This is a genomic window from Streptomyces sp. NPDC085946 (genome assembly GCF_044540485.1).
Taxonomy (GTDB): domain Bacteria; phylum Actinomycetota; class Actinomycetes; order Streptomycetales; family Streptomycetaceae; genus Streptomyces.
In genome coordinates this window covers 19297-29074 of record NZ_JBITSF010000048.1, presented here as the reverse complement: position 1 = coordinate 29074, position 9778 = coordinate 19297, and the positions used below count along the sequence as shown (strand labels likewise).

General features: G+C 74.2%; 1 protein-coding gene. It reads right to left on the bottom strand.

Annotated elements, in window-relative coordinates:
- A partial coding sequence (locus ACIF8T_RS39500; RefSeq protein WP_400042198.1) for an amino acid adenylation domain-containing protein occupies positions 1–9024 on the bottom strand: 9024 nt, incomplete at its 3' end.
- Positions 9025–9778: the final 754 nt, after the last annotated feature.

Sequence of the window (9778 nt, the reverse complement as noted above, 5' to 3'; positions counted from 1 at the left end):
GTCCTCGTGCCCGGCCAGCACCGCCTCGATCTCACCCGGCTCGATCCGGAACCCACGCAGCTTGACCTGCTCGTCCGCCCGCCCGGCGAACTCCAACACCCCGTCCGCCCGCCAACGAGCCAGGTCACCGGACCTGTACATCCGCGAGCCGACGGGACCGAAGGGGTTGGCCAGGAACCGCTCCGCCGTCAGCCCCGGCCGGTCCAGATAGCCCCGCGCCAACTGGTCACCGGCAAGATAGAGCTCACCTGTGACACCGGGCGGGACGGGCCGGAAATCGGCGTCCAGGACGTAGACCTGGGTGTTCCACACCGGACGGCCGATGGGCACCACACCCTGCTCGCCTTCCGCGCACGCCCAGGAGGTGACGTCCACGGATGCCTCGGTCGGCCCGTACAGGTTGTGCAACTTGCGGCCCAGTACCGCCTGCGCCCGCGCCGCCAGATCCGCCGGCAACGCCTCACCACTGCACAACACCCGGCGCAGCCCCGCGCACTCAACCGCCCCCGGCTCGTCCACGAAAGCCCGCAGCATCGACGGCACGAAGTGCACCGTCGTGACCGCCTGCTCACGGATCACCGACACCAGATACGCCGGATCCTTGTGCCCCTCCGCACGCGCCACCACCAACCGCGCACCGGCTATCAGCGGCCAGAAGAACTCCCACACCGACACGTCGAAACCGAACGGGGTCTTCTGCAACACCCCCTCACCCGGCAGCAGTTGGTACTCCGCCTGCATCCACACCAACCGGTTCACGATCCCCGCGTGCGGCACCACCACACCCTTGGGACGCCCCGTCGAACCCGACGTATAGATCACATACGCCGGATGCGACGACTCACGGGACACGACCGGATCCGTCTCCGGCCACTCGCCCGTATCCCGCACCTGAGCAAGGTCGTCCACCACGCACACCGGACGGGCGTCGTCCAGCATCGAACGGATCCGCTCCGCCGGATACTCCGCGTCCACCGGCAGATACGCCGCACCCGACTTCACCACCGCGAGCAACGCCACCACCAGCTCCACCGAACGCGGCAGGGCCACCGCCACCACCCGCTCCGGACCAGCCCCCTGCTCGATCAACGCATGCGCCAGCCGGTTCGCCCACGCATTCAACCGCGCGTACGTGAAGGTGCGTTGATCAGCTGTGACAGCCACCGCGTCCGGGGTCCGCGCCACCTGCGCCTCGAACAGCTCCGGCAACGTGGACCCCGCCACCGCCCGCGCGGTGTCGTTCCACCCCACCAGCACCCGCTCACGCTCGGCACCGTCAAGGAGCTCCAGCTCCCCCACACGCCGACCCGGGTCAGCCGCCACCATCTCCAGCAGCCGCACGAAACGAGCCGCCAGCGACTCGACCGTGTCCTGGTCGAACAGGTCGGTGCTGTACTCCAGGCGGCCGCGGAGTCCTTCCGGTTCGCCGGCCGGGCCACGAGCCTCGACGAGGTCGAAGGTGAGGTCGAACTTGGCCGCGCCGGCCTCGGCCAGGTCGGGGCTGACCCGCAGGCCGGGCAGGTCGAGCCGGGGCTCGGCGTTGTTGTGCAGGGTGAGCATGGTCTGGAACAGCGGGTGCCGGGCGAGGGACCTGGGCGGGTTGAGCGCCTCGACCAGGTGCTCGAAGGGCACGTCCTGGTGGGCGTAGGCGCGCAGGGCGGTCTCGCGGGCCCGGGCCACCAGCTCGTCGAAGCGCGGGTCGCCGGAGGTGTCCAGGCGCAGGACCAGGGTGTTGAGGAACAAGCCGACCAGGTCGTCGAGCGCGTCGTCCGTACGGCCGGCGATCGCGCTGCCGAGGGGGATGTCGGTGCCCGCGCCGAGGCGGGTGAAGAGTGCCGCGAGTCCGGCCTGGAGCACCATGAACAGGCTGGCGCCGGACGTGCGGGCCAGCCCGTCCAGGCGGGCGTGCAGTTCGGCGTCGATCGAGAGCGGTACGACCCCGCCGGTGTATCCGGCGACCGCGGGGCGGGGCCGGTCGGCGGGCAGGCTCAGTTCCTCGGGCAGGCCGTCGAGGGCCTCCGTCCAGTAGGCGAGCTGTCCGGCGACGGCACTGTCCGGGTCGTCCTCGCGTCCCAGCAGCTCCCGCTGCCACAGGGTGTAGTCCGCGTACTGGACGGGAAGCGGCTCCCATGCCGGGGCCCGGCCGGAGCGGCGGGCCGCGTAGGCCTCGGAGAGGTCCCGGGCCAGCGGTCCGTTGGACCAGCCGTCCCCGGCGATGTGGTGGATGACCACCACCAGCACGTGGACGTCCTGCCCGAGCGCGAACAGCTCGGCTCGCACCGGTGGTTCGGCGGTCAGCTCGAACCGGTGGGCCGCGGCGGCGGCCACGGCCGCGGCGAGCCCCGTTTCGTCCACCTCGGTCACCGGCAGTCCGGCCGCGGCCGGCTCAGGGGCGAGGATCACCTGCCGCGGGGTCCCGTCGACCTCGGGGTAGACCGTGCGCAGCACCTCGTGCCGGGCCACGAGGTCGTCGAAGGCCGCGCCGAGCGCGGCCCGGTCGAGCTCGCCTTCCAGCCGCACGACGAAGGGCAGGTTGTAGTTCGGGCTCGCCCCTTCCAGTCGGTGCAGGAACCACAGCCGGCGCTGCGCGAAGGACAGCGGGACCGTTTCGGGGCGTCGTGTGAACGGACGGACCGGGGGGCGCCTGCGGCCGCGCCCGCCGTCCAGCCGGCCGGCGAGTCCGGCGACCGTCGGCGTCTCGAACACGGCACGGATGGGCAGTTCGGCTCCGAGGACGGTCCTGATGCGGCTGACCAGGCGGGTGGCGAGCAGGGAGTGGCCGCCGAGGGTGAAGAACCCGTCGTCGACGCCGACCCCGGTGACGTCGAGCAGTTCGGCGAACAGCCCGCAGAGGATCTCCTCCTCCGGGGTGCGCGGTGACCGGCCCGGGTTCACGTGTGCCCGGGCGGGTGCGGGCAGGGCCCGCCGGTCCACCTTGCCGTTCCTGGTCAGCGGCAGCGCGGCGAGGGTGGTGAACACGGCGGGGACCATGACGTCGGGCAGCCGTTCCGCCAGGTACTCGCGCAGCTCCCGCGGGTCCGCGCCGGTGGGGCCGGCCGGCACGACGTAGGCCGCCGGCCGCTGGTCCCCCGGACGGTCCTCGCGGACGGTGACCGCCGCCTGTGCCACCGAGGGGTGGCCGGACAGCGCGGCCTCGATCTCGCCGAGCTCGATGCGGTGGCCCCGCACCTTGACCTGTTCGTCGGCGCGGCCGGCGAACACCAGCTGCCCGTCCGCGGTCCGGCGCGCCAGGTCGCCGGTGCGGTACATCCGGGAGCCCGCGGGGCCGAAGGGGTTCGCCGGGAAACGCTCGGCGGTCAGGCCGGGACGGTCGAGGTAGCCGCGGGCGAGCTGCGGCCCGGTGATGTACAGCTCCCCGACCACGCCGGGCGGCACCGGCTGGAGCCGGGGGTCGAGGACATAGGCGCCCATGGCCGTCATCGGGCGTCCGACCGGGACCACCGTTCCGGTCGGCTCCTCACCCGGGGCGAGGTGGAGGTCGAGGCAGCCCACGGTGGTCTCCGTGGGGCCGTAGTGGTTGACGACGGCCACGTCGGGGTGCTGCTCGCGCCAGGCCCGCAGCGGTCCGGCCGGCAGTGCCTCACCGCCGAGCATGAGCTGCTTCACCGGTGCGAACCCGGCGGGCAGGGCGGCGAGGATACCCAGGTGGCTCGGGGTGGCCTTCATGAACGTGGCCGGGGTGCGGGCCAGTTGTGCCGTCAGCCAGGGGTCGTCGTCCAGTTCGGCCACGATGACGCAGCCGCCGGACGTCAGCGCGCCGTACAGGCCCGTGACGGACAGGTCGTAGGACAGCGGGGTGGGGACCAGGACCGTCCCGTCCAGGCCGGTGTAGGTGCGCCGGGCGCGGGTCACGTAGCCGGCCAGGCCGCGGTGTGCGACCACGACGCCCTTCGGCTCGCCCGTGGAGCCCGAGGTGTAGATGACGTAGGCGGGGTGGTCCGGCAGCAGGGCGGCGACGCGGTCGGCGTCGGTGGGGCGGTGCGCGGGCTGCTGCCGCAACTCCCCCGCGACGGCCGGGTCGTCGAGCAGCAGGCGGACGGTGCCGGGGGTTTCCGGGAGGCCGGCCGCGGCCTCGCCGGTCGTCACGAGCAGGGCGGGGGCTGCGTCGTCGAGCAGGTGGGAGACGCGGGCGGCGGGGTGCGCGAGGTCGACGGGCAGGTAGGCGGCGCCCGCCTTGAGCACCGCGAGCAGTGTCACGACCAGTTCGGCGGAGCCGGGCAGCGCGACGGCGACCGTCTGCTCCGGACCGGCTCCGCGGGAGATCAGCAGGTGGGCCAGGCGGTTGGCCCGCGCGTCGGTCTCCGCGTAGGACAGCTCGGCGTCCCGTGCGGCCACCGCGCGGGCCCGCGGGGTGGCCGCGGCCTGCCGTTCGAACAGCGCCGGCAGCAGTACGGGCGTGGCGGCCGCCGTGCCGGTGTCGTTCCCTTCGGTCAGGAGGCGGTGCCGTTCGGTCTCTCCGAGGATCTCCAGGGCGCCGATGGGCCGGCCCGGTTGTGCGGCGGCCGCTTCCAGGAGGCGTACGAAGCGGGCCACGAGGGCCTCGACGGTGCCCCGGTCGAACAGGTCGCCGCTGTACCCGGCGTACCCGTCGATGCCGCCCGGCGTGCCGCGGCCGGTGGTGGACTCGGTCAGGTTGAACGCCAGGTCGAACTTGGAGGCGCCCGAGTCGACCTGCTCGGCCGCCGTGTCCAGGCCGGGCAGCTCGATCCGGGCGTCGAACCCGTTCGTGAAGGTCAGCATCACCTGGAACAGCGGGTGCCGGCTCAGCGACCTGGCGGGGTTGAGCACCTCGACCAGGTGCTCGAAGGGCACGTCCTGGTGGGCGTAGGCGGTCAGGTCCGTTTCCCGTACCCGGGCGAGCAGGTCGGCGAAGGCGGGGTCTCCGGAGGTGTCGGTGCGCAGGACCAGGGTGTTGACGAAGAAGCCGACCAGGTCGTCCAGGGCGTCGTCGGTGCGTCCCGCGACGGGTGACCCGATCGGGATGTCGGTGCCCGCCCCGTGCCGGGTGAGCAGGGCGGCCAGGCCCGCCTGGAGCACCATGAACAGCGTCGCTCCGTGGCCGTCGGCCAGTGCCGTGAGCCGCTGGTGCAGGCCGGTGTCGATGCGCACGGGCACGGTGCCGCCGCGGTGGCCGGCCACGGCCGGGCGCGGGCGGTCGGCGGGCAGGTCCAGTTCGGCGGGGAGTCCGGCCAGGGCACGCGCCCAGTACGCCACCTGCCGGGAGACGACGCTGTCCGCGTCGCCCTCGTCCCCGAGGAGTTCGCGCTGCCACAGCGCGTAGTCGGCGTACTGCACCGGCAGCGGGGGCCACTGCGGGGCCTCGCCGCGGCAGCGGGCGGTGTAGGCCGTGGACAGGTCGCGGGCCAGGGGCACCATGGACCACGCGTCGCCCGCGATGTGGTGCACCACCACCAGCAGGACGTGCCGGTCCGGGCCGAGGGCGAACAGTTCGGCGCGCAGCGGCGGTTCGGTGGTCAGGTCGAAGCCGGTGGCGGCGCCGGCGGTCAGCGCCTCGTCCAGTTCGGTGGGTGCGACGGGGCGTACCGGCAGGGCGACGGTGCTCGTTCCGCGGTCGAGCACGACCTGGCGTGGTGCCCCGTCGGTCTCGGGGAAGACGGTGCGCAGGCTTTCGTGGCGCGCCACCACGTCGGTGAGCGCCGCCCGGAGCGCCGCCCGGTCGAGTGCGCCCTCCAGCCGCAGCAGGAACGGCATGTTGTAGGCGGCGCCGGCCTCGGGCCCCTCCAGCCGGTTCAGGAACCACAGCCTGCGCTGCGCGAACGACAGCGGCAGCGTTCCCGACCGCCCGGCGGGCCGTACCGGCGGGCGGGCGTGTCCGCGTTCCCGCTCCAGCGCGGCGGCGAGGCCCGCCACGGTGGGTGTCTCGAAGACGGTACGGAGGGGCAGTTCGGCGCCCAGCGCGGTCCGGATCCGGCTCAGCAGCCGGGTGACCAGCAGTGAGTCCCCGCCGAGGTCGAAGAAGCTGTCGCCGACGCCCACTTCGTCGGCGCCGAGGACCTCGGCGAACAGGGCGCACAGGAGTTCCTCGGTCGTGTCGCGCGCCGGGCGCTGTCCTTCCCGCGCGGTGAACACCGGGGCCGGCAGGGCGGCGCGGTCGAGCTTGCCGTTGACGGTCAGGGGGAGCTCGCCGAGCACGACGACGGCTGCCGGGACCATGTGCTCGGGCAGGCTGCGGCCGGTGTGCGCCCGCAGTTCCTCGGGGTCGGGCCGGGCGCCGGCGTCGGGGACGACGTAGGCCACGAGCCGCTTGTCGCCGGGGCGGTCCTCCCGCACCACGGCGACGGCCCGGGCCACGGTCCCGTGCCGGGCCAGCACCGCCTCGATCTCGCCCGGCTCGACGCGGAAGCCGCGCAGCTTCACCTGGTCGTCCGCCCGCCCGGCGTAGGCGAGCCGGCCGTCCGCGCCGCGGCGGGCCAGGTCCCCGGTTCGGTACATCCGCTCGCCGGGGCGGCCGAAGGGGTTCGCCACGAACCGGCCGGCGGTCAGGGCGGGCCGGGCGAGGTATCCGCGCGCCAGGCCCGCGCCCGCCACGTACAGCTCGCCGACGACACCGGGCGGCACCGGCCGCAGGCCGGCGTCGAGCACGTAGGCGCTCAGGTCGGGGATCGTCTCGCCGATCAGACCGCGGTGCGCCGCGGTGTCCGTGTCCTCCTCGCCGAGCGGTGCGTAGGTGACGTGCACCGTGGTCTCGGTGATGCCGTACATGTTCACCAGCCGCGGGGCGTCGGCGGGATGCCGCAGGTACCACTCCCGCAGCCTCTCCGGTTCCAGCGCCTCACCGCCGAAGATCACCGTCCGCAGCGCCGGCCGCGCCGCGCGCTGCGGGGCGTCCCGGTCGGCCCGCATCAGCTGGTAGAAGGCCGACGGCGTCTGGTTGAGCACGGTCACCCGCCGGGACACCAGCAGGTCGAGGAAGGCGGCGGGGGAACGGGAGACCTCCTGGGAGACCACGACCAGCCGGCCGCCGTGCAGGAGCGGTCCCCACAGTTCCCAGACGGAGAAGTCGAAGGCGAAGGAGTGGAACAGCGTCCACACGTCGTCCGGGCCGAACCCGAACCACTGCTCGGTCGCGGTGAACAGCCGCACCACGTTGCGGTGCGGGACCAGGACTCCCTTGGGTGTGCCGGTGGATCCCGAGGTGTAGATGACGTATGCCGGGTGCCGGGGGTCCAGGGGTGCGGTCCGGTCGGCGTCGGCCAGGTCGTCGGCGGACTCGGCGGCGAGGTCACGGGCGGTGGCCTCGTCGTCGAGGAGCACGAGGGGGGCCGCCTCGGACGGTGTGCGCGGGGCCAGGTCCGTCGTGGTGACCACGCACACCGGGGCGGCGTCGGCGAACATCAGCGCGATCCGGTCCGCCGGGTAGGCGGGGTCGACCGGCAGGTACGCCGCGCCCGTCTTCACCACCGCCAGCAGCGCCACCACCAGGTCGGCGGAGCGCGGCAGCGCCACCGCCACCAGCCGCTCGGGCCCGGCCCCCTGCCTCACCAGCCGGCGCGCCAGCCGGTTCGCGCGGCCGTTCAGCTCCGCGTAGGACAGCTCCGTGTCGCCGGAGATGACGGCCACGGCACCGGGCGCATGGGCCACCCGGGCCTCGAACAGCTCCGGCAGGGCCCGGGCCGGGGTGCCGGCGCCGGAAGCGGCGGGGGCCGGCAGCACACGGTCGCGCTCGCCCGGCAGCAGCAGGTCGAGCCCGCCGACGGGCCGGTCCGGGTCGGTGCCCGCGAGGCCCTCCAGCAGGTGGACGAAGCGCTGCTGGTGGGTGGCGTTCCCGGCGGCGTCGTAGACGGCGGGGTTGGCGTCGAAGTCGATGCGCAGCGTGCCGTCGCCCGCCCGGCCGTCGACGCGGACGGAGAGGTCGTGCACGGGTCCGATCGACAGGTTGTGCGTGGTGGCCCGGGCCGTGCCGAAGACCAGGTCGTAGGGGAAGGCCATGATGTTGATCGTCGGGCCGACGAGGCGGCGGCCGCTGCCCACGGTGTTGAGCTCGCGGCCGAGGTCCTCGGACCGGTACCGCTGATGCTTGAGCAACTGCCGTGTCTCGTGGGACACCTGGCGCATCAGGGCCCGGCCGCTCATGCCCGGCCGGACCTCCAGCCAGAGCGGCAGTTCGTTGGACATGGGGCCCCGGATGCCGCGGCCGGTGCCGGTGCGCGCGGCGACGGGGACGCCGAGGGCGACCTCCTCCGCGCCGGTCATCCGGCTGAGGTACAGCGCGGTGGCGGCGATCAGCGGGACCGGCAGGCCCACCCCTGATCGGCGGGCCAGCGCGCGCAGGGCGTCGGAGGTCGCGGCCGGCAGGTGCGCGGTGTGCCGCAGGAAGCCGTGCGAGAGGCCGCCCGCCCGCCCGCCCAGGCTGACCGCGTCGGGACGGCCGGCCGCCCTGGCCAGCCAGTGGTCCCGGTCCCGCGCGAACCGTTCCGAGGCCCGGTACGCGGCGTCGTCGGCCAGGAGCAGGTCGAGCGAGCCGCTGTCGTCCTCGCGCTGCGGTGCCCCGTTCACCAGGTCCGTGTAGACCTCGGCGACCCGGTGGGCGAACAGCGCGCACATGAACCCGTCGGTGACCAGGTGGTGCCCGCGCAGGTAGAGGAAGTACCGGTCGGGCCGGGCCCGCAACAGCGCCAGGGTGAACGTGCGGCCGGCGTCGAGACTCACCGGCCGGGCCGCCTCGGCCCTCATCCAGCTCTCGGCGGCGGCTCGCGGGTCGGGCTCGGCACTGACGTCCAGGACGGCGAACGGCCAGTCGCCCGCCGGCCCGTACACCTGCCGCGGGCCCTGATCGTCCTGGACGAAGCCCACATTGAGCGTGTCGGTCTCCTCGACCACCTGCCGCACCGCGGTTTCGAGCAGGGGGACGTCGACCGGGCCGTCGATCTCCAGGTACTCCGCGGTGTTGTACGCCGGGCTCTCCGGATCGAGCTGCTGCGCGAACCAGATCCCGCGCTGCGCCGACGACAGGGGCCAACTGCGGGGCAGAGTACCGGACACTACTCATCCAATCTTCACAGCGCCCGCCGGACGGCAGGGCAGGTGGTGGGTACCGTCGGCGACTTCGCCGGGCGGTGGCGCGGCGGGCGCGTGCCGCCCGGACCCCGCGGACGTGGCAGGGGGACGAGGACGAGAAGGTGACCGGCGGTCACGGCCGGTGGCGGGCCGTCGGCGCGGTGAGGCGCGCGGGCCCTGCGCGGTTCACCGGAGCGACGCGCACGCCCCCTGCGTCGTCGAAAGGGTGCATGGCGGGTGGTCCTCCTCCGGGCGGACCGTGGAGCGTCGTGCTTTGTCAAGAATCCGCTGGGGGTGGAACGGCCACATCCGCAATCACCGCCGTTACGTCACACGGCCCTCGCCCGTGACGCGGTGCGCGGCCGCTCACCGAACGTACCCCGATCTGCGCCGGCAGCAGCCTGCGCCGGGTGTGCGGGGAGAAACGGCCTCCCGGCAGCACGCACACGTCCGGCGCCCGCCCGGCCGTCCCGTCCAGCCGGCGGGTTCCTCCGGAGCGGCGCGTGGTTCCCGGTCACCGCCGATCGCGGTGACCGGGCGGGGCGGCGGCCGGCGGCGCCTCGGCCCGGTCGCGGAACGCCCTGGCCACGCTCCCGGCGCGGGGGAAGCGGAAGAGGCGCGGGGGAAGCGGAAGAGGCGCGGGGGCCCCGTCCGCTTCCGGGTGCCGCCATCGGCCGTAGCCACGCCGACGTCCCGGTCCCCGCACGGCTCGTGGCTCCGCTCCGGTTCCCTCGGCGCT